At 60.2% G+C, this 19,860-nt stretch carries 11 protein-coding genes and 1 tRNA gene; 5 read left to right on the top strand and 7 right to left on the bottom strand.

Features of this window, described 5'->3' with window-relative positions; translation table 11 throughout:
* Window positions 1-62: 62 nt before the first annotated feature.
* Window positions 63-1,835 (bottom strand): serine hydrolase domain-containing protein, encoded by a 1,773-nt coding sequence (locus ABD903_RS22190; protein ID WP_345227886.1) that lies wholly within the window; start codon window positions 1,833-1,835, stop codon window positions 63-65.
* 497 nt (window positions 1,836-2,332) lie between these two features.
* Here ABD903_RS22190 and katG point away from each other — a divergent pair, with 497 nt between their 5' ends.
* On the top strand, window positions 2,333-4,516 hold the full coding sequence (gene katG, locus ABD903_RS22195; protein WP_425555560.1) for a catalase/peroxidase HPI: 2,184 nt from the start codon (window positions 2,333-2,335) through the stop codon (window positions 4,514-4,516).
* A gap of 420 nt (window positions 4,517-4,936) precedes the next feature.
* Here katG and ABD903_RS22200 read toward each other — a convergent pair whose 3' ends face one another.
* Complete coding sequence (locus ABD903_RS22200; RefSeq protein WP_345227890.1) at window positions 4,937-5,341, bottom strand: hypothetical protein; 405 nt, start codon at window positions 5,339-5,341, stop codon at window positions 4,937-4,939.
* Window positions 5,342-5,762: 421 nt separating this feature from the next.
* Here ABD903_RS22200 and ABD903_RS22205 point away from each other — a divergent pair, with 421 nt between their 5' ends.
* Window positions 5,763-6,464: a hypothetical protein gene (locus tag ABD903_RS22205; protein WP_345227892.1), complete on the top strand. Its 702-nt coding sequence runs from the start codon at window positions 5,763-5,765 to the stop codon at window positions 6,462-6,464.
* Between the two features lie 337 nt (window positions 6,465-6,801).
* Here the strand turns inward: ABD903_RS22205 and ABD903_RS22210 are convergent.
* Window positions 6,802-6,873: transfer RNA gene (locus ABD903_RS22210), tRNA-Arg, on the bottom strand.
* A gap of 115 nt (window positions 6,874-6,988) precedes the next feature.
* Here ABD903_RS22210 and ABD903_RS22215 point away from each other — a divergent pair.
* On the top strand, window positions 6,989-8,176 hold the full coding sequence (locus ABD903_RS22215) for a DUF2652 domain-containing protein (RefSeq protein ID WP_345227894.1): 1,188 nt from the start codon (window positions 6,989-6,991) through the stop codon (window positions 8,174-8,176).
* Between the two features lie 74 nt (window positions 8,177-8,250).
* On the opposite strand, the gene ABD903_RS22220 is transcribed toward ABD903_RS22215, so the two are convergent.
* Window positions 8,251-9,480 carry a Pycsar system effector family protein gene (locus ABD903_RS22220; RefSeq protein ID WP_345227896.1) on the bottom strand — a complete coding sequence of 410 codons (1,230 nt, stop codon included), beginning with the start codon at window positions 9,478-9,480 and terminating at the stop codon, window positions 8,251-8,253.
* Window positions 9,481-9,714: 234 nt separating this feature from the next.
* Here ABD903_RS22220 and ABD903_RS22225 point away from each other — a divergent pair, with 234 nt between their 5' ends.
* The gene (locus ABD903_RS22225) at window positions 9,715-13,635 is read left to right on the top strand and encodes a metallophosphoesterase (protein ID WP_345227898.1); all 3,921 of its coding nucleotides are present in this window, start codon (window positions 9,715-9,717) and stop codon (window positions 13,633-13,635) included.
* Between the two features lie 312 nt (window positions 13,636-13,947).
* A complete protein-coding gene (locus tag ABD903_RS22230; protein WP_345227900.1) occupies window positions 13,948-15,084 on the top strand; it encodes a DUF6268 family outer membrane beta-barrel protein in 1,137 nt (378 codons plus the stop codon).
* Between the two features lie 97 nt (window positions 15,085-15,181).
* Here the strand turns inward: ABD903_RS22230 and ppk1 are convergent, their stop codons facing one another.
* The 3 genes from ppk1 to ABD903_RS22245 form a co-directional block, all read right to left on the bottom strand.
* Complete coding sequence (ppk1, locus tag ABD903_RS22235) at window positions 15,182-17,287, bottom strand: polyphosphate kinase 1 (RefSeq protein ID WP_345227902.1); 2,106 nt, start codon at window positions 17,285-17,287, stop codon at window positions 15,182-15,184.
* A 74-nt stretch (window positions 17,288-17,361) separates the two neighbouring features.
* Window positions 17,362-17,856 (bottom strand): SixA phosphatase family protein, encoded by a 495-nt coding sequence (locus ABD903_RS22240; RefSeq protein ID WP_345227904.1) that lies wholly within the window; start codon window positions 17,854-17,856, stop codon window positions 17,362-17,364.
* A 178-nt stretch (window positions 17,857-18,034) separates the two neighbouring features.
* Window positions 18,035-19,750 (bottom strand): GEVED domain-containing protein, encoded by a 1,716-nt coding sequence (locus tag ABD903_RS22245; RefSeq protein WP_345227906.1) that lies wholly within the window; start codon window positions 19,748-19,750, stop codon window positions 18,035-18,037.
* Window positions 19,751-19,860: the final 110 nt, after the last annotated feature.

Genomic DNA, 19,860 nt, shown 5'->3' on the forward strand with positions numbered 1-19,860 from the left:
GTTTTCAATGGAAACAGAGCCCCCAAACCGCAGTAGCCGCGCGGTGAATAATCCCTCCGTACTCAACGACGGGTGGTAGGAGCGCTCAAGCGGGTGAACCTGATGTTGCGAACCACCGGATTGCTGTAGTCAAGGCCCACTACTTCCCCCGCTTTGTCGCGCCGGAAACGCAGCGTTACGCCGGCCAGCTGGTACGTGTCGCGCTCAAGTGGTTTCAGCTTAAGCCCCTTGCCTCCCGAATCGTTAAGGTGCCCCACCAAACCGTCTTTGCCAGCAGATAGGTCGAAAAACGAACCCAATTCTTCGCTGCTGTAACGGCCCGCAAGCGCTTGTAGGTCGGCGGGAACAAGCGTGTAAGGCTGTACGCGGCGGTAACGGGTTGTCTGCCCTTCCATCGACTTGAGCTCGAGTTGATCGGGCGAGAGAAAATGCAGTTCAAATTCGTCCTGCGACATGAACTGCACAAAGGCGCCAAAACGGCGGAAACGGTCCTTGGTAACCGGCACCAGTCCGGGGCCGCCGGCAATGCGGAAACGGCCGCGGTCCACAACCAGGCGCAGCAGCTCGCCGGTGCGCTCGTTCACGAACAGGCCTGCTTTGCCGTTTGCATCGAGCAGGGCCTCCGCGGTTAGCGCCGGCGGCGGACCGGCTCCAGGTTCCGGCGCCCCCGGGGAGGACAAAAATTGCTCGGCCACCCGGTGGGCTAGCGTTGTAGCGTCCACGGCGTCGGAGTTGCAAAGTACCGCAATGGAAAGGTTCTGCTCCGGAAATCGGCCCAGCCAGGAGTGGTAGCCAGCCGCGCCGCCGGAATGTGCTACTTCACGGGTGCCGCGGTACGTTTCCAGGAACAGCCCTCGGGCATAGCTGAGTTTGCGGCCGTTGTTGAGCTTTGCGGGTTCCTGCAACTTTTCGCTGACGAAGGCCCCCAGCCGGGCGTTCGTAAGGGCGTCATTCCAAATCAGCAGGTCGCCGGCGGTGCTGAGCAAGGCCCCGCCTCCCCGGTCGTTGCCCAAATACATGTCCAGCTTCCACCGGTCCTTCTCCTTCTCATACCCCAGGGCACGGTTCTTCACTACCGCCTTCATATCCACCACGTAGGTGGTGGCCTTCATTCCAAGCGGCTCGAACAGGCGCTTGCGGGCGAAATCGGCAAACGGCATTCCGCTCGTGCGCGCTACCATTTCGGTGAGCAGCACGTAGCCACTGTTCGAGTAAGACCACTCCTCGCCGGGCACGAAATTCAGGCCACGCTGCCGCATAATAAGCGTCAGGGCATCGGGGTTGCCGTTGGCCAGCGGTAGCATTCCGGTCCAGTCGCGCAGGCCCGAGGTGTGGGTCAGCAAGTGGTCCAGGGTAATCTTGTGGCCGTAATCGGGCAGCTCCGGCAGGTATTTGCGGATGTCGTCGGACAGCGAAACGCGCTTTTCTTCGACCAGCAGCAGCACCGCCGCGGCAATAAACTGCTTTCTGGTCGAGCCGATGTCGAAGACCGTTTGTGAAGTCATCGGCACATTCCGCTCCAGGTCGGCCAAGCCGTAAGCGCGGTTTGCAACCACCTTCCCGTTTTGTGAAACGGAGCAAGCGCAGCCAGGCGTTTCCGGCGTGGCCCAGGTAAAAAGCTTATCCATTTCACCCGACTTCTCCTGCGCTAAAGCCGGCGCCTCCGCTGCCAAAAGCAGAGCTACGAAAGCAAGAGGGCGGCAAAGTTGCTTCAGCACCATCAGGCCGGCGACAGGGCCTGCATTTCTAGGAAGGTGCGGTTTCGTGCGAACGGGGTGTGGCAAACCGGTAGGCCTCCCGTGTAGAGACAAAGGGGGTGAGGTAAACTGGGTCATGTGGGTGAATGAAAGTGCTTTGAAATTCAAAGTTTAGGCGCAAAAGATTACTGCTTCTAAAGCCTGGTTTACAGTTTTGGGAAGGCGCTCAGGAGGGAAGGGCCTTTTAAAAGGCAATTCAGCGGAAACAGAATTGGCGTCACGAATCGATGGTCAAATCCTGGATGGAACTAGAAGCAGAAGAGCAGTGCTACAAACAAAGTAAAAGAACTTTGTTTTTCAAAGTAAAATGAACTCATTGTTTCGCCGCTATTGGTATTATGTGCCGCAAAACCTTGGCTGTTAGTAATTAGGTTGACAATGCGGTTTTGGCCAAAACGCCCAACCTTAGGCTGCACGATGGGGCGGCATAGATATTATCCGCGAAGTGTGAGCAAACCTTTTGCGCCGATTTGAATTGTAGAGCCAACGAAAAACCTCATTGCAACATGAACCCTCATCAGAGCAGCGCTTCCCCGGAAAACTCTATTCTCTACGACGTCAACTCGGCGGCGGCCATGTGCCCGTTCAGCAGCGGTGCATTAAAGCAAGCGGCCGGCGGCGGACGCCAAAACCGCGACTGGTGGCCCAACCAGCTCAAGCTGAATATTCTGCGCCAGCACGCGGCTTTCTCGAACCCCATGGGCGAGGATTTCAACTACGCAGAAGAGTTCAAAACGCTCGACCTGGCCGCAGTGAAGCAGGATCTGTACGAGCTCATGACGACGTCGCAGGATTGGTGGCCGGCCGACTACGGGCACTACGGGCCGCTGTTCGTGCGCCTAGCCTGGCACAGCGCCGGCACTTACCGCATCGGCGACGGCCGCGGCGGCAGTGGCTCGGGTGCGCAGCGCTTCGCGCCCCTCAACAGCTGGCCCGACAATGCCAACCTCGACAAGGCCCGCCTGCTGCTGTGGCCCATCAAGCAGAAATACGGCCGCAAAATTTCCTGGGGCGACCTGATGGTTTTGGCCGGCAACTGCGCCATGGAGTCCATGGGCTTCAAGACCTTCGGTTTTGCCGGTGGCCGCGAAGACGTGTGGGAGCCGGAGCAGGACATTTACTGGGGCCCCGAAACCGAGTGGCTCGGCGATAAGCGCTACACCGACAAGCGCGAGCTGGACAACCCGCTGGCCGCCGTGCAAATGGGCCTGATTTACGTGAACCCCGAAGGCCCGAACAGCAACCCCGACCCCGCGCTGTCGGCCCACGACATCCGCGAAACCTTCGGCCGTATGGCCATGAACGACGAAGAAACCGTGGCCCTGATTGCCGGCGGCCACACCTTCGGCAAAACCCACGGCGCTGCTGATCCTAGCAAGTACGTGGGTCCCGAGCCCGCCGGTGCCAGCATGGAAGACATGGGCCTGGGCTGGCGCAACCAGTTTGGGCAGGGTAATGGCGCCGATACCATCACCAGCGGCCTAGAAGGCGCCTGGACCAAAACACCGGCGCAGTGGAGCAACGACTACTTTGACCACCTCTTCGGCTTTGAGTGGGAGCTGACCAAAAGCCCGGCCGGTGCCCACCAGTGGCGCCCGGTAAACGGCGGCGGCGAAGGCACGATTCCCGATGCCCACGACCCCGCCAAGAAGCACGCGCCCTTCATGCTCACCACCGACCTCGCCCTGCGCGTGGACCCGGCCTACGAGAAAATTTCGCGCCGCTTCCACGAAAACCCCGACCAGTTTGCCGATGCCTTTGCCCGCGCCTGGTTTAAGCTCACGCACCGCGACATGGGCCCCAAAGAGCGGTACCTGGGCCCCGAAGTGCCCACCGAAGAACTGCTCTGGCAAGACCCAATTCCGGCCGTAACCCACCCGCTGGTGGATGAGCAGGACGTGACGGTCCTGAAAGCAAAAATTCTGGCTTCGGGCCTGTCCGTGTCGCGCCTCGTGGCCACGGCCTGGGCCTCGGCCTTTACCTACCGCGACTCCGACAAGCGCGGTGGCACCAACGGCGGCCGCCTAAGCCTGGCTCCGCAGAAGCACTGGGAAGTAAACAACCCCGCTGAGCTGGCGCTGGTGCTGCAGGTGCTGAAAGGCATTCAGCAGGAGTTCAACAGCGCGCAAACCGACGGCAAGCAAGTGTCGCTGGCCGATTTGATGGTGCTTGCTGGCTGCGTAGGCGTGGAGCAAGCCGCGCTGCAGGCCGGACAGTCCGTAACGGTGCCTTTCACCCCGGGCCGCGCCGATGCCACGCAGGAGCAAACCGATGTTATGTCGTTTGCCGCTCTGGAACCTGCCGCCGATGGCTTCCGCAACTACCTCAAGCCCCATCACCAAGCTGCAGCCGAGGAGCTGCTGATCGACAAAGCCCAGCTGCTGACGCTGACCGCGCCCGAGCTGACCGTGCTCTTCGGCGGTTTGCGGGCTATTAACATCAACTACGACCAGTCGCAGCACGGCGTGTTTACCAGCCGCCCCGGTGCCCTAACCAACGACTTCTTCGTAAACCTGCTCGACATGGGTATTACCTGGAAGGCCACCTCGGAAGCGCAAAACCTGTTCCAGGGCCGCGACCGGAAAACCGGCGAAGTGAAGTGGACCGGCACCCGCGTAGATCTGATCTTCGGCTCGAACTCCGAGCTGCGGGCTTTGGCCGAGGTGTACGGCTGCTCCGATGTTCAGGAGAAGTTCGTGCGCGACTTCGTGGCCGTGTGGACCAAGGTGATGAACCTCGGTCGCTTCGATCTGGCCTAAACGTCTCGCCGCCGAAAGCTGGCACAATGCTAAAAGGCAGCCTCTGACCAGAGGCTGCCTTTTTCGTTGCTAAAGATGTACCCAGAGCATTGATGACGAATACATCGAGCCGGCCACCTCCAAGCGCACGGTGCGCTGTGCGGTTGGGATTCAGGTGCCGATGAATCTATGCGACGTCCGGCTGACGTTATTAGACCGTATGCTTTCAGCTAGGCGCGAAGGATGAAAAGTGGATGCTGAACGACTAAAACCCCGCTTAATGAGGTTTGCGAAATTCTTATACTTGAAGCATTTCGTAAGCTTTGATTCGCAGACAGGTTTCGTAAACTCACCAGATACTGCAGTAGCCTGCCGGCACGTGGTTTCAGGCCGCTGCTAGTAGTTTGGCAAGAGGAGGGTATTCTATTGGCCAGGAGAGGTTTAGGCTACGCTCGTAAAAATCGCGCGAATACGTCTGTGAAATAGGAAGGCAAGCACCGACAAGCCTACGGTTTCGTGGTAGAAACCATGGGAGTCAATGAGCTTTTGCGAAGTGAAAAAGACGTAAAAAGCATAATCCACCACGACAAACCCCGCCAAGGCACAACTGAATGTAACGGGCCGCGACAAGCGTAAGATGAGCGAAAGCGGCACGGCAAACAGGAGAATACTCACCACTGGCAGGAAGCCGAACATCCACAACCAGTACAACACATCTTGCCCCGATTTCAGGGCGGAAAGACCCAACCACTGGTAACTGCTTTGGTACACGATGTTGCCGGCGTAGAAGAGCGGGTACTTCACCAAGAAGGACAGGGCCACGTTACCAATCGTTGGCTTGAGCATAGGTCAACAAGATAGACGCGTTCATTGAAATGGTCGTGCCGTAAAGGCACTCTGTTCAAAGTGAGGAGCATATTTGCGAACGAGCCAGCAGCCCGGCGAGGGCGGCAAAGCGGGCTTCCACGGACTGAAGCGGCCGACAATGGCCCGGTGTAAAATCCTCCCATCGGTGGCGTTTTCAGGCCTAGGCACACGCCCTCGCGGTTTCTGCGTCCCCCCAAAAGTCAGAAGCCCGCGCAAACCGGTTGGGGCGTGTCGCGCGGACGCCGTATCATCGCAACTAGGGTCCCTGGTGACGACCAATTTTGCCCAGGGTAGGCGAGTCGCAAGCCTGCGCCCCGGCCCATTCGACCCGTCGCACCAACCTGCAACACTTGTCGGCCCGCCCCGTGCCCCTTTTTCCGTTTCTATACCTCTCCCCTTGATGAACCACCGAATTGCTTTCGCCTTCGCCTGCTTGTTGTGGGGCGGCGCGTGTCAGAAAGAGGACGCGCTGCCGGTCTGCACCCGGGCGTGCACCACGCTGACAGGCCGCCTGCTCACGGCCGGGGGGCAGCGCCCGCTCCCGAGGGCCGAGGTGACGGCCTCGTGGCGCACGGTCCGCGGCTTGCGAGGCAGTGCCACGCGCAAGGCCCGCACCGAAACCGACGCCAACGGGTTCTACTCGCTGTCCTTTGCCATCAGTGACGCGGAACTGGCCGACGGGTTTTGCCAACTGAACTTCGCCGCAGACCCCGCCACGTACTATTCCATCGGCGAGCCGGGCTTCGGGTTCCACGACCTGGGCCGCGACACGACGGTGCAGGTGCCGGACTACCTCATCCCGCGCAAGGCATTCGTGCGCCTGGTGCTCACCAACCCGGACCAGCTGCCGGCCGGGCCGAGCTACCTGATGACGTGCTTCTATTCCTGTTACGGCACCAACCTAGTATTCAGCCGCACGATCCTGGGCGGCGGGGCTTGCGTGGGCTGGAACCGCTCAGCCGCCGAAACCACGCTGCCGCTGCCGGGCGACCAGCCCATGATGCTCGAGCCGTTCATTCACGGCAACAGCGCGGGGGTACGGCAACTGGATTCGCTCTTCGTGCCGGCTGGCACTACGCGCACTTACTTCATTACCTACTGAGGGCGCACTCCCCAAACCAACTAGACATAGCATACGATAGTGAGTCAGAGTTACCAAGTGGATAGAGCCAGGTATTTCGTTCACCCACACAGTGGCTTAAACTGTCAGCGTCCTCGACAAGTCGTCAACCTATGAAAAAGCCCCACGCTCCCGATTGAGGAAGGCAGGGCTTTTGCCCTTTGGTAGAGCTGGCAACTACAGCCTGTGGGCTACGACAATAGATAAATAACCCGTCAGGAAGGTGCCAGCAACGGTGCGACCAAGTATGGCCGTGTGCCCCTGCGCGTAACAGTTAAAATAAAGAACCCCTTTTACCGCATGTAAAAGGGGCTTTTAGTAGCCGCGACGGGAATCGAACCCATATCAAGCGTTTAGGAAACGCCTATTCTATCCGTTGAACTACGCAGCCAGTAAACGTAACCCAAAGGTAAGGCGAAACCTGGACCGGCCCCAAACCCGCCGCGGCGTCAAACGCGTATAGGCGACAGGCTAGCCAACAGCCATTCTCCTCCTTTCCTTCCCGCATGGGCCTGCTCGACGACTTACGCACCTCGCGCCGCCGCACCGGCTACCGGGTGGCCGGGCAGGTTTCGCCCGATACTTCGGCGGCTACCGACGACACTCAGCCCGCGCTGCTCTTTATTCCCGATATCAGCGGCTTTACGCGCTTCATTGAAGAAGCCGAGCACCCGCAGGCCCCGCATTTGGTGGCCGATTTGTTGGAAATTCTGGTGGAGGCTAACATCATGGACCTGGAGGTAGCCGAAATTCAGGGCGACGCCGTGCTGTTTTACCGCTTGGGCGAGCCGCCGTCGGTGAAGGAGCTGGTGGAGCAATGCCGCCGCATCTTTCTCGATTTTCAGAACTACCTGCGCCTGGTAGCGCGCGACAGCGACTCGGAGCTGAGCGCGGCGCTGCTCGACTCGGGCATGACACTCAAGATTGTAACCCATTACGGCCGGGTAAGCGTGGCCCAGATTCGGCAGTTCACCCGCCTGCTGGGCCACGACGTGATTGTGGTGCACCGGCTGCTCAAAAACACCATTAGCGGCTCGGAGTACGTGCTCATGACCGAGGGGTACCTGCGTACCCAGGACCCCGCCGAAGTAACCAGCTGCTTCTCCTGGACGCGCCTGCAAGACAGCGTCGCCACCTACGAATACATCGGCGAAGTGCGCTACCGGTACGCCTACCTCACGCCCCTGCGCCTGCTGCTCGACGAAACCTCGGCCGCCGCCGACCAGAACGGCCTGGCTCGGCGTTGCGCCGTAAAGGTGCGGCGGATGCTGCCGGTATCGGCTGCCGCTGCCTTGCGCCTCATCAGCAATTTTCGGTTGCGGCCCCGCTGGATGCAGGGCGTAACGGCCGCGTATTACGACGTAACCAAGGCCGCCCGGCCCGGCACCAGCTACAAGCTGGACCTCTACAACGGGCAGATTGATTTGCAGGCCGTGCAAAGCATTGTGGCCCAAGACCACATCGAGCACGTGGAGAAAGTCTCGCACTTTCGCCTGTTCCCGAACGCCCTGCTTTTTTACTACCTGGAAGCCGTGGACACACAAAACTGCCTGATAACGGTAGAGTTTCGCTACGGACACATTGCCAGTCCTACCCGCCTGATTAGGCGGGGGCAGCTGCGCCGCGTACGTCGCTGGCTGGGCCACTCGTTGCGGAACCTCTCGCAGCTGGGGGCGCCGGTGCCGGAAGTTTAGTTGGCCGAAACCCGAAGCGGGCCTGTTCTAACCAGAAGAACAGGCCCGCTTCGGGTTTCGGCCAGCCGTAGGCACTAGGCTTTGTAGAGCAGCACAATGGCAAAGGAAATGGCTGTTAGAATCAGGCCCACCATGAAAATGGTGTAGCTGATGCGCAGCAGCCGGTACTTGCGCGAGAGTACTTCGCCCAGGTAGTAAATGTCGGTGACCATGTTGGTGTACAGCAGGTCTTTGTTGCGCATAAGCTCCGTCATGCCGTCCTGAAAGTGGTCGAGGCTAAGCTTGGTGAAGTTGCCAAAGAACAGCAGGTTCACGCGGCGGTTGGTGGCAATTTGGGGCGAGCGGCGCAGCCATTTAAAGCTGGTAACATCGGGCTGGGCCGAGAGGATGGCCGTAACCACCGACCCCAGCGACGTGGCCACCAACAAGCCCATGGGAATGGCCAGAACGGGGTTTTTGGTGAAGGCAGGCCCCAGCGTGGAGGTTTTAGCGCCTAAATACGTGATGATAATAGAGAGCAATACCGCGTTCAGGCTGATCATCATGTTGGCCTTTTGGTCGGCCATGCCCGAGAGCTGAATGTGCTGGCTGTAAGTGGCCCGAAACATGGTTTCCACGCCGCGCTTGCCCTCGGCGAAGGTTTCGTCTTTGGCGTTTTCGCGCTCCTTCTGCTTTTTCTCCAGCTTTTTGAGCTGCTTGCGCTGGTCCTTGATGTTTTCCTTCAGCTGATCCTTGTACCGCTCTTTGGCGGCATCGGAGCGAAACTTGTGCGTGAGCAGGAAATCGAGTTGGTACTCGGCCCAGTCGACGTTCGAAAACACCCGGCCGCCGGTAGCCTCCCACTCGGCGCGCAGCAGCTCGGCGTTGGCCATGAACTCTTCCTTGCCCAGGTTGCTCATGTCGGCATCCACCAGGAGTTCGGCCAAGGGCGTGTCGCGCTTGCCGTCGCGGTGGGTGGCTTCGATGAGTTGCTTCACCAGCGCAATGCGCTCGGGAGGGTAGTTGCGTTCCAGCAGCCATTGCTCGGCCAGCTCCGCCGACCGGAACTCGTGGCCTTCGGTGCGTTCGATAAAGCCCGCGTCGTGAAACCACGCGGCCAGCAGCAGCACCTCCTGGTCGGCGGGGGTCAGGCCGGAGGCTTCGGCCAGGGCAGCGGCTTCTTTGGCTACGCCGTTCGTGTGTTTGTAGCTGTGGTAAACCAGCTGCTTGGGCAACTGCTGATCGAAAAGCTGTTCAATGTGCGCTTTCGCCTGCTTAACGAGTTCAGACTTGGCGGGCTTGATGAGGGTGGTAGTCGGTTCCATTGAGAGAAGGATGCGGCGGAGAGAGGTGCGAAAACACCTGCCCCAATCGGCTTAACAACGCAAGTTCAGCCGCGGGGTTATCGGGAAGTTAACCACCTTGTGGCGCATTGCGTAGGCAACGCAGCCAACGCCAAGCCCGTCGGGCGCGTATTGGGTAGTAATCGAAGATACTTTTCCTAACTCCGCTCCTGGCTGGCCGTTTTCATGGCGCACGCTTTCCGCACCAATTTTCGTATGAACATTCGTATTCTGACCCGTTGGCTTCTGGTGCTAACGGGTAGTCTAGCTTTGCACGGGCCCGCCGCCGCGCAAGGTGAAAAGTCGCAAACTGCCCACCTAGAGCGTCCTAATTACCGAGGCGGAGGGGAAAACTGGGAGAAAAACACACCGCCCGATTCGTCTCAGCTCAATTATTCGGTGTTTCTGATTGGCGACGTGGGCAAGCCCGCGCCCGCCGACCAGGGCGGCGAACCGTCGCTGAATTTCTTGCGCCGCGAAATTCTGCGCATGCAGGACCGCAGCAGCACCATTTACCTCGGCGACAACATTTACGAGTACGGTCTGCCGCCCGAGGGCGCGTACGACCGCAAAGTATCGGAGCAGCGCCTCATCGACCAGATTGAAGTGCTGCGCGGCTACAAAGGCGAGAAGTACATGGTGCCCGGTAACCACGACTGGAAGCAGGGCCTGCCCGGCTCCCTGGAGCAGGTAGTGCGGGCGCAGAACTTCATTGAAGACTACATGGCCCGCGACTCGGCCAGCTTTAACCGCACCGGCGCGTTTTACGTGCCGGCCAACGGCTGCCCCGGACCCTACGAAATTCTGGTGCAGGACAACCTGGCCATCATTGCCATCAACTCGCAGTGGTTCCTGCAAACCTCGGAGCGGCCCTACGGCGCCGTGGGCGGCTGCGGCGTGGGCAACGAAGCCGATTTCTTCGCGCAGCTCGAAGACCTGATGGCCAAGCACCGCAACAAGAACGTGGTGGTCATTGGCCACCACCCCTTGTTTTCCGACGGCGTGCACGGCGGTTACTTCACCCTCGCCGACCACCTCTTTCCGGTCAGCATCGTGTATAAGTACGCGTTTATTCCGCTGCCCATCATCGGCTCTATTTACCCGTTTGCGCGCAAGTACGGCGGCATCTCCCAGGATATTCCGCACCCCTTGTACCAGCAGTACAAAAAGGGGCTGATGGAGATTTTTGCCAAGTACCCGAACACGATTTACGCCGCCGGCCACGAGCATAACCTGCAGTACCAGAAAATTGGCGACCTGCACCACATCGTGAGCGGCTCGGGCTGCAAAACCCAGCACGTGAAAACGGGCTCGGGCGGGGCCGCCATGTTCTCGGATAAAGAGAAAGGCTGGGCCCGCGTGAACTACTACCGCAACGGCGAAACCTGGGTAGAGTACTGGGTGCCGAACGACAAAGGCGACACCGGCCGCCTGGTGTTCCGCCAGCCGATGTACGCCAAGGTGGCCACCGCCGGCGACGCCCCCGCGGCCCCGGCACTGGGCCGGGAAATTCCCGGCCGGCCAAATTTCAAAGACAGCACCGTTACGCTGGCCGTAAATCCGCGTTACGCCGAGCGCGGTGGCTTCCACCGCGCTTTGTTCGGCGACCATTACCGCGCCGAGTGGGCCGCACCCGTGAAGTTTCAGGTGCTGGACATGGCCACCGAAAAAGGCGGGCTGGAGCCGTACAAAATTGGTGGCGGCAAGCAAACGGCTTCGCTGAAAGTGCGCAACGAGGCCGGCCAGAACTTTACCCTGCGCGGCATCAACAAAGACCCCTCGGCCGTGCTGCCCGAAGCCTTGCAGCAAACCGCGGCGAAAGACATCCTGCAGGACCAGATTTCGGCCCAGCACCCCTATAGTGCCATAGCCGTGGCCCCGCTGGCCGATGCCGCCAAAATCCTGCACACCAACCCCGTAACCCGCTTTATTCCGCGCGACCCATTGCTGGGCCAGTACCTGTCTACCTTTGCCGATAAGCCGGTGTTTTTGGAGGAAGATGCCAAAGACGACCAAAGCAACGTAGCCTCGCTCGGCAATGCCAAAAACCTGGTGGGCACCGAGAAGGTGCTGGAGCGCCTGCGCGACGACAACGACAACAAGATCAAGGCCAAGGCCTTTGCCCGCTCGCGCTTGTTCGATATGTGGATTGGCGACTGGGACCGGCACGAGGACCAGTGGCGCTGGGCCGAGTTCAAGGACGAAGACGGCGACCGGACGTTTGAGGCCGTGCCCGAAGACCGCGACATTGCCTTCTTCAAAGGCGACGGGTTCTTCCCCTGGATTGCCAGCCGCAAGTGGGCCATCCGCAACTTCCAGAACTTCGGCTACGACTACGCCGACTGGAAGGGCCTGAACCTAACCGCGCTGTCGAACGACCGCGTGTTCCTGGGGGAAGTATCGAAAGCCGATTGGGTGAAGCACGCCGAAGACCTGAAAGCTTCCCTCACCGACGAGGTAATTGACCGCGCCCTGCGTACGTGGCCCGAGAACATCTACAAGCTCAGCGGCCCCGAAATAGCCGCCAAGCTCAAAAGCCGCCGCGACCTGCTGCCGCAGCTAGCCGCCGACTACTACGAAGTGGTAAACCACAAAGTGGAGGTGAAAGGCAGCACCAAGCAGGAACGCTTCTTTGTGGAGCGCCTGCCCGACGACAAAACCCGCGTGACGGTGAAAAAGGTGAACAAGGAGGGCCAAACTACCAAAACCCTCTGGGAGCAAACCTACGACGGCAACGTAACCAAGGAAATTCGCCTCTACGGCTTTGCCGGCAACGACAGCTACCGCATAACCGGCGACGTGAGCAAGGGTACTATTGTGCGCATCATCGGCGGCATTAACCGCGACTCCATTACCGATTTGTCGCGGGTACGCGGCAGTTTGTTCCGCCACTACACCCAGGTGTACGACGCCGATTCGGGCAACGTGATTACGCCCGGCGACGAAACCCGCCTGCGGCTGCAGCCCGGCGCCGAGGTAAGCCGCTACGATTACCCTACCCGTACCAACAAGCTCGATTACAAGCTGCCCTACTTCGGCCCGGCTGTGTACTTCGGCTACAACATCGACGACGGCATTTTTGTGGGCGGCGGCGCCACGCTGCGCACCTTCGGGTTCCGGCGCGAGCCGTTTGCTACCGAGCAAAACCTGGTGGCCAATTACGCCCCCGGCCGCTCGGCTTATAACGTGCGCTACCGCGGCACCTTTACCGACGTGCTGGGTAAGTACGACCTGAACATCACCTCCCAGCTCTACGGCCCGCAGCTGCTCTACAACTATTTCGGCAACGGCAACGACACGCGCAACGTGCTGCTCGACCGGGAAGACCGCCCCACCAACCGCGACATTACCGACACGTACCGCATCCGCTTCTCGCGCTTCTCCTTTGCGCCGGCACTGGAAACGAACATCTTCAGCTTCCTGAAATTCGGTTTCGGCCCGCAATACGACCAATGGCGCATTAGCCGCGAAGACCTGGGCAGCGAAATCCTCGCCGGTCTTGATGCCAGCGGCAACGGCGTAAGCGGGGCCGCCACCGGCATTCGGGCTTCCGATTTTGGCGTGAACCGCTACATTGGTGGCCGCGCCTACCTGAACCTCGACGCCAGCTCGTCGCCCATTAACCCGCGCATTGGCCTGCGCTGGGCCAACTCCATCGAGCACAACCGCCAGATCAACGGCGAAGCCCTGAACTTCACCCGCCTGGCCTCGGAAGTGCGTTTCTACCTCTCGCCCAACTTCCCCTTCCAGCTCACCTGGGCCGGCCGCATCGGCGGTGCCCGTAACATTGGCGACTACCGCTTCTACCAAGCCAACACCCTGGGCGGCACCTCTAACCTGCGCGGTTACCGCCGCACGCGTTACTCGGGCCGCAGCATGGTGTACGCTAACGCCGAAGCCCGCCTGCAGCTGTTCACGTTTAATGCCTACATCGTGCCGGGCAAATTCGGTATTCTGGGCCTAGCCGACGCGGCGCGTGTGTACAGCTCGCAGGATGTGCGCACGGGCCTCAAAGCCTTCCACACGGGCGTAGGCGGCGGTGTTTGGGTTGACATTCTCAAGCAGGCCGTTATCAACGCCACGTACTCGGTGGGCGAAGAAAACCTAGTGAATGTCGGGTTCGACTTTTTGTTCTAACAGGTAGGGCTTGAGCAGGCCGACGAGCCACAACCACAACGGGGCCGGTAAGCAGTTGCTTGCCGGCCCCGTTGTGGTTGTGGCTTTACTAGTGCTGTACCGAAAACAGGCCGGAGATAGCCGCAACCAATAACCAGCCGTAGCGCCGCGGCACATAAACAATGGGCCTATTTTATGCTGTTCGCGGGTTAGGTGAGCAGCCGGAGCCCGCGAAATTGGGCCGGGCAGCCTACCCTTTTTTCAGCGGGGAACGTTACAGGCAAGCCGGCCGCGTGCTGGCAGCTTTTCTCACGTGTTTACGCCGCAGGCTGCATGACTGCTTTATTTGCTACGTTCTTCACCCCGTTGCGGCGCTTTGCGCTGGTAAACCTGCTGGCTTGGCCAACCCTGCTGGCGCACGCCCAGGTTACGCCACCCGGCCAGGTGTTTCCAGCGCCCGCCGCTACCCCCACCGATACTACCGCTGCCTCGGCCGACGAGCAGGAATTTGCCACTCCGTCGGTGATAGGCATGGGCCCTAGTAAAGGCTTGGTGTTGCACTACGAACGGATGCCGCGCTTCCGGGTAACATCAGAAGCGCAGGTTTCAGGAGTGCGCAACTACGCCTCCGACGCCGACAAGAATGCCCGCCTCATCATCAAGGGCTACGTGCCGCTGCTCAATAACCCCCACCTGAAACTGGTGATGGGCATCAACTACGAGCGGGAAGAATTTCAATTCCGGACGCGGCCCATCGATTACGAACTCTACGAAAACATCGAAGACAAGGGCCTGAAAACCCTGGGCGCACAGCTGGCCGTTATCCGGCCCGTTAACGAAGTGAACTGGTACATCTTCCGGGTGAAGGGCGAGCTAAGCGGCGACTACACCTCCTCGGCCCTCGGCCTGCGCGACTATGTGCGCGTATCGTCGGAGTTTTTGTACGGCTGGAAGCGCAGCCCGCAGTTTTCCTGGGGCTTGGGTTTGCAGCTGGGCTACACCTTCGGGCGGCAAAGCATATACCCGGCTTTGCTCTACAACCGCACCTTTAACTCGCGCTGGGGCGTGGAGGCCTTGTTTCCGGCGCGCGTAACCATGCGCTACAATGCCTCGCCCAAGTCGTTGTTTTACGTCGGCTACTCCGTCGACGGCTTTAACTACATCATCAAGCTGCGCCGGGAACTGATGCGGGTGGGGCAAAACGGCCAGCCCGAGCCGGGTACCGTGGCCCTGCGCACCCTGGAGCTACGCGAAACCGAAGTGAAGTTTCGGGGCCGCTGGGAGCGTGACCTGCTCGATTTCCTGTGGCTGGGCGCCGAAGTTGGCTACCGCTATAATTACGCCTTCGATGCATTCGACCGCACCAACGCCGACCGCGAGAAAATCATCGATTCCAAGTTTGCCGGCGCGCCCTATGCCAGCCTAGAGCTGTTCATCACCCCAGCCATTGTGAAGGCCTTTAAGCGCTAAACAGTCCGCGCCGTGCCCCAACACTGCCCCGGCCGATAAGCGCCAGGCGACATTGGGGGCACGGCGCGGACCGTTACGGCGTGGGGTTGTGGCCGGGCTAGTGCTGGCTGCGCTTTTTCTTGCGCAAGTACTCGTACGTGGCTTTTTGAGCGTGCACGGGCTTTTGCTCGGCGCCTTCGCGCAGGAATTGGTTTTGCCAGTCGCGCGACTTGGTGTTGTCCTCGCGCTGCAAATCCAGCAGGTGACGTACTTCGGCCCGCACGGCTTCGTCGTAAAGCGGAAAGGCCACTTCCACGCGGCGGTCGAGGTTGCGGGCCATCCAGTCCGACGACGCGATGTATACTTTCTCCTGGCCGCCGTTTGCAAAAACGTATACCCGGGCGTGCTCCAGGTAGCGGTCCACAATGCCGCGCTGGGTAATGGTTTCGCTTTGGCCTTTCTGGCCCGGCACCAGGCAGGAAATGCCGCGAATAAGCAGCTCTACGCGCACGCCGGCCCGGCTGGCTTCGTAGAGCTTGTGAATCATGCCGTCGTCCTGGAGCGCGTTCAGCTTAAGAATGATGTACGCCTCACGGCCGTTAATGGCGTTGTCGATTTCCGAATCGATGAGCGCGTTCAGGCGCTGGCGCAGCTCAAACGGCGCTACCATCAGGTGCTCGAAGGGCTTGGGCGGTTTGCGCGTCAGGAAGAACTCGAAGATGCGGGCTACTTCGCGGGTCAACCGCTCGTCGGCCGTAAACAAGCCGTGGTCGGCGTATACGGCCGAGGTCGATTCGTTGAAGTTGCCGGTGCTCAGGTAGGCGTAGCGCTGGGGCTGCTCCTCCAGGCCTTCGCGCCGGGTAACGAGCAGCAGCTTGGCGTGTACTTTCAGCTCGGGTACGCCATAAATAACGGTGGCACCGGCCTGCTCCAGTTTCTCGGCCCACTGAATGTTGGATTCTTCGTCGAAGCGGGCTTTCAGCTCCACCACCACCGTTACGTGCTTGCTGTTCTTCACGGCTTTCAGCAGGGCTTTGGCCACTTCGCTTTTAGAGCCCACCCGGTACAGCGTAATGTGAATATCCGTCACCTTGGGGTCTTTGCCGGCTTCCTTAATCAGGCGCGTCACGTACTCGAACGACTGATAGGGGAAGTGCACCAGGTGGTCGTGCTGCCCAATGGCGTCCAGCAGGCTTTCGGTTTTGGTGCGGGGCAGCGTGGGGTGGGGCAGGGCTGGCTGCGGCTCGTATTCCAGCTCTTTCAGGCCAAAGCCCGGGAACCCAAAAAAGTCGCGGAAGTTGTGGTAGCGGCTGCCCTCCACCAATTCTTCCTGCCCGATGCCGGTTTTCTGCATTACGGCCCGCAGCACGGCCTTGGGCATGGTGGGGTCGTAGAGAAGGCGGGCAGGGTAGCCGGTTTCGCGTTTCTGCAGGCTGCTCTTGATTTTGGCCAGCAGGTTGCCCGATACCTCCTCCTGAATATCCAGCTCCGCATCGCGCGACATTTTGATGCTGTTCACCTGCACGCTTTGGTACTTGGGAAACAGCTCGGCTGCGCAGCACCGGATTACGTCGTCGAGGAACATCACGTAGTGCTGGTCGCCTTGGGAGGGTAGCTCCACAAACCGACCACCGTGGCGCTTGGTGGGCAGTTCCAGCACCAGCACGCGTTCCTCGTCGGTGGCCTTTTTGCCCTTCACCGGGTCGGTTAGCAGTACCGTTAGGTACACCGTTTGGTCTTTCAGAAACAGGTGGTGCAGGTTATCGTCGAGCACCATGGGCGAGAGGTGGTCCTGCACCCGTTCGCGGAAATACTGCTGCACCCACTCGCGTTGCGCGTTGCTTAGGTCGCGGTCGGCCAGCAGGTGAATGCCGCGCTGCTGCAACTCGGGTAATAGCTGCTCCCGAAAGGTTTCGCCGAAGGCTTCCTGCTGCCGTTTGACCTCGGCCAGAATTTGCTCCAGCTGCACGCCGGGGTCGTCGCCGCCCAGCTTGGCGCGGGTTTTCTTTTTGAGGTTGCGCAGGCGCCGCAGCGTGGCCACGCGCACTTTAAAATACTCGTCGAGGTTCGAGGAGAAAATAGCCAGGAACTTCAGCCGTTCCAGCAGCGGTACGGTGGGCGTTTGCGCCTCCTGCAACACGCGGGCGTTAAACGCCAGCCAGCTTAGCTCGCGGTTCTGCAACAGGGGCGAGGAGGCGGGGGCAGTAATGGAGGTGTGCGGCATACGGCAAGGAAGGAGGAAGGGAAGGCGGCGAAAAAACGGGGCGGCCGGGACCACCCCAGGTACTCAGCCTTTCACTAGTCGTGGTTTTTGGGGCCATCAAAAAAGTAGAGCTCGGCGTTTTCGCGCTGAACCACGGCCCAACTAGCAGCCTGAAAGTGCAGGCATACCACCGCTGCCGTGGGCATATCGTTTACCGAGGAAGGCGAGAGAACATTCACGGCGTCGGTAATGGTGGGGTTGTGGCCCACCAGCAGCACCGACTGGGTAGAGTCGGGCAGGTCCCGGATGATTTGCACCAGCTGGTTTACATCGGCACCGTAAATGGCATCGATAACGTGGACGCGGTCGGCCGGGTAGTTTACTTCGTGGGCTACTAGGGCCGCCGTGCTCAGGGCCCGCACGGCCGAGCTGCTCACCAGCAAATCGGGACAAATGCCGCGCTGGGCCAGGGCCTGGCCCATGCGGGGCGCGTCGGTGCGGCCCCGGTCGTTAAGCGGCCGCTCTTTGTCTGACAAGTCATCGAAGCTCCAGCTTGATTTCGCGTGGCGCATTAAATACAAGGTTTTCATCGGCAACGGACAAATGGTGAAGAGGGCGCACTTCTTTACTCTGCCCACCGAAAATAGTTATCGGCTGGGTTACTAAACCAGAAGCCCGCCCCGCCGCTGGCGGAACGGGCTTCGGCCCTTGGAGTAATGGTGAACGGTGGTACGCCGGCGGGGCGGGCCCGCCGGTGCTGGGTTGTGGTTAGTTTTTCACGAAACGCTGGTGCACCACTTCGCCACCGTCGGTAACACGCAGGGTGTACAGACCGGGAGCCAGCGTGGACACGTTCAGCATGCCGCTGCCGTCGTAACGCACTTGCTTGAGTTCGGCGCCGCGGGCGTCAAACACCTGCACCTGTACGGCGCTTTGGTCGCGGTCGGCGGGCAGTACCAGGTTCAGCACGTCCGACGTGGGGTTCGGGAACAGCTTGTATTCAGCCAGGGCTGCTTTCTCGGAAGCGGAGGTACGCAGGCCGCCGGTAATGTTGACGGTGTAGTCCTCGGTTTCGCCGTAGGTGTAGCTGTTGCAGCTGGTGGTGGCCGAGTTGTCGCTCATCACCACGCGCAGGCGGGTGGCACCGCTCTTGGCCGTGGCCGGCACCGTAAACACGCTGCTTTGGGTGGCGGCAGTAGAGCCTGCGCGGCTGGCTACCAGCTCACCGGCGTCGATGAAGTCGCCGTCCTGGTTGTAGTCGATGTAGATCTTGAAGTACTCGGTGTAAGCCGTGCTGGCGAAAGCCGCCGAGTAGAAGATGGTCTGCGAGGAGCCGGCAGGCAGCGTGGTGCTCAGGGCCGTGCCGTTGAAGTAGCCGGCATCTTTGCCCGAGGCGCGGTTAATCGAACCCAGCTGAACGAGGTCAATCCACTCGTAGGTTACGTTCGTGCCTTTGCTGGCGCAGTAGGTAGGCGTGGTGGGCGTGGTGCCGCCGGGAGCCGTGCCACCGGTAGAGGTAACCAACGAAGCGCGAGCACCGCCTGCAGCGAACAGCGCGTTCATGCGGCTGCTTTGGCCGGTCGAGAACATGTACATGCAACGGTCATCGGTGTAGTCCATGTAGTTCATGAACATGTCGCCGCTGCTGGTGTTGCCGCAGGTGCGCTTGGGGAAGCTGGGGCAGCCGGTGTTGGAGGTTTGCTGGGTGGGGGTATCAGCTACGAAGTCGTTGCCGCAGGAGGCGTCGCCCCAAATGTGGCGCAGGTTCAGCCAGTGGCCCACCTCGTGCGTGGCCGTGCGGCCCAGGTTGAAGGGCGCCACGGCCGAGCCGCCTTTGCCGAAGCCCGTGGTCAGGATAACTACACCGTCGGTAGCGGCAGCGCCGCCGGGGAACTGAGCGTAGCCGAGCACACCGCCCGACAGGTTGCACACCCAAATGTTAAGGTACTGGTTGGTTGGCCACGCATCGGTGCCACCGGTAGAGGCGCGCTTCATGGCATCGTCGGTGCCCCAGGAGGTGCGGGTGGTGCTCTTACGCGTAATGCCGGTGGTAGCCGTGCCCGTGGGGCTGCGCTTGGCCAGCACAAACTGCACGTTCACATCGGCGCGCAAGCCCTGGAAAGCCGAAGGAACATTGGCGCCGTCGGCATTCAGGTTGCGGAAGTCCTCGTTGAGAACGGCAATCTGCGAATTGATTTGGGCGTCGGAGACGTTTTGGGCCGCCGTATTATAAATCACGTGCACCACTACCGGAATGGTAATCACGGCGCCGGTGCGCTGCTGATCGGGGTTGGTTTCGAAGGTCCGGGTCTGGGCTTCGATGCCGGCCATGCGCTGGGCCATGGCAGGGTCGGCAGCCAGTTGGGCGGCCAGGTTGTCCATGGTGGAGCACTGACGGCCACGCTGGAGCAATTCCTGCGCCTGGGTCGGCGAAACCAGCATGCTCAAGCCCATCAGGGCAATGGCGTAAAGCGTTTTTTTCATGAAAAGGGACGGTGTTGTGGTGGTGGAAAAGGGGATTGAGGCGGACAATTTTAAAAATCCATTTATCAAAACCAATTTTTATTGAAAACTTATCAAAAAAACCGGCCTGA

This window comes from Hymenobacter koreensis, from assembly GCF_039541855.1.
Taxonomy (GTDB): domain Bacteria; phylum Bacteroidota; class Bacteroidia; order Cytophagales; family Hymenobacteraceae; genus Solirubrum; species Solirubrum koreensis.